We start from the raw sequence: 1,189 nt of genomic DNA, 5'->3' as shown, positions 1-1,189 counted from the left end.
AATTTGATATAGCTCTTTAAAAATGACGAAGCTTGCGCTTCATTCAAAAATTGTAAAACTTTTTTTGCCTCATCGTTCAGTTTTCAAAGACCAAATTGAATTAAGAAATGGTCGGGAAGACAGGATTCGAACCTGCGACCCCTTGGTCCCAAACCAAGTGCTCTACCAAGCTGAGCTACTTCCCGTTATAAATGGTGCACCCTGAGAGATTCGAACTCCCGGCCTTTAGATTCGTAGTCTAACGCTCTATCCAGCTGAGCTAAGGGTGCATTAATGCGGTCGAGAGGACTTGAACCTCCACGGTGTTAACCACCACTAGGCCCTCAACCTAGCGCGTCTACCGATTCCGCCACGACCGCATATAATTGGAGCGGAAGACGGGATTCGAACCCGCGACCCCGACCTTGGCAAGGTCGTATTCTACCACTGAACTACTTCCGCAATATAAAATTAGATTAGAGATGCGGGTGAAGGGACTCGAACCCCCACGTCAAAGACACTAGATCCTAAGTCTAGCGCGTCTACCAATTCCGCCACACCCGCATATAAAATATTTAAGTATAGAAATTAATGAGAAATGGTGAGCCATGCAGGGCTCGAACCTGCGACCCTCTGATTAAAAGTCAGATGCTCTACCAACTGAGCTAATGGCTCATTAATTTTTAAAAAATGGGGCGGCTGAAGGGAATTGAACCCTCGAATGCCGGAATCACAATCCGGTGCGTTAACCACTTCGCCACAACCGCCATGAGAAAAATGGTGCCGGCGAAAGGATTCGAACCCTCGACCCTCTGATTACAAGTCAGATGCTCTACCAACTGAGCTACACCGGCGCTGTAAATGGTGGCTTTGGACGGAATCGAACCGCCGACACAAGGATTTTCAGTCCTTTGCTCTACCAACTGAGCTACAAAGCCAACTTATTAAATTAAATAAAAAAATGGCGGTCCCGACGGGATTCGAACCCGCGATCTTCTGCGTGACAGGCAGACATGTTAACCACTACACCACGGGACCGTTTTAAATAATTACTGTATCGACTTTACCTATTTTAAGTCTCCTCAAGAAGAAAGTCAATAATTTTTTCAAAAAAATAAACAGCCTGGCAGCGTCCTATCCTCACAGGGGGAGACCCCCAACTACTTTCGGCGCTGAAGCGCTTAACTTCCGTGTTCGGCATGGGAACGGG

10 tRNA genes and 1 rRNA gene are annotated in these 1,189 nt (G+C 46.9%); all 11 read right to left on the bottom strand.

The window, feature by feature from the left end:
• Positions 1-108: 108 nt before the first annotated feature.
• Positions 109-185 (bottom strand) — tRNA-Pro (locus KNP82_RS15435).
• A gap of 7 nt (positions 186-192) precedes the next feature.
• A tRNA-Arg gene (locus tag KNP82_RS15430) sits at positions 193-269 on the bottom strand.
• Positions 270-274: 5 nt separating this feature from the next.
• Positions 275-359, bottom strand: a tRNA-Leu gene (locus KNP82_RS15425).
• A 7-nt stretch (positions 360-366) separates the two neighbouring features.
• Positions 367-441, bottom strand: a tRNA-Gly gene (locus KNP82_RS15420).
• 21 nt (positions 442-462) lie between these two features.
• Positions 463-543 (bottom strand) — tRNA-Leu (locus KNP82_RS15415).
• A 35-nt stretch (positions 544-578) separates the two neighbouring features.
• Positions 579-654 (bottom strand) — tRNA-Lys (locus KNP82_RS15410).
• Between the two features lie 16 nt (positions 655-670).
• Positions 671-746 (bottom strand) — tRNA-His (locus tag KNP82_RS15405).
• An 11-nt stretch (positions 747-757) separates the two neighbouring features.
• Positions 758-833 (bottom strand) — tRNA-Thr (locus KNP82_RS15400).
• 8 nt (positions 834-841) lie between these two features.
• Positions 842-917 (bottom strand) — tRNA-Phe (locus tag KNP82_RS15395).
• A 24-nt stretch (positions 918-941) separates the two neighbouring features.
• Positions 942-1,017 (bottom strand) — tRNA-Asp (locus KNP82_RS15390).
• 83 nt (positions 1,018-1,100) lie between these two features.
• Positions 1,101-1,189, bottom strand: a 5S ribosomal RNA gene (rrf, locus tag KNP82_RS15385); the annotation flags it as partial.

Source organism: Exiguobacterium sp. s26 (assembly GCF_018618235.1).
GTDB classification, from domain to species: domain Bacteria; phylum Bacillota; class Bacilli; order Exiguobacteriales; family Exiguobacteriaceae; genus Exiguobacterium; species Exiguobacterium chiriqhucha.
Note: the sequence above shows the minus strand (reverse complement) of the source record. Positions and strands in the feature narration are given on the sequence as shown.